The organism is Alcanivorax sp. S6407 (assembly GCF_023016115.1).
GTDB lineage: Bacteria > Pseudomonadota > Gammaproteobacteria > Pseudomonadales > Alcanivoracaceae > Alcanivorax.
In genome coordinates this window covers 1-249 of record NZ_JALKBH010000027.1, presented here as the reverse complement: position 1 = coordinate 249, position 249 = coordinate 1, and the positions used below count along the sequence as shown (strand labels likewise).

General features: G+C 53.4%; 1 protein-coding gene. It reads left to right on the top strand.

The window, feature by feature from the left end; all coding sequences use genetic code 11:
• Positions 1-249 (top strand): transposase (locus tag MWU49_RS17690; protein ID WP_246975051.1); only part of this gene is annotated, 249 nt, incomplete at both ends.

Sequence of the window (249 nt, the reverse complement as noted above, 5' to 3'; positions counted from 1 at the left end):
TTGGAATCGATGTTAGCAAGAAGAAACTCGACACACTTTGGCTTCGCCAAACCCAACCCCAGAAGGTCAAAACACGGGTTTTCCAAAATACCCGTGGCCAAGAGCAGACTGTTGTTCAATGGCTACTCAAACAGACCGGGGCCAAGCCCTCCGAGATTCATGTGGTCCTGGAGGCCACCAGTGTTTACCACGAGAACCTGACCTATGCCCTCCATGAAGCGGGCATGCAGGTCTATGTCGCCAACCCGG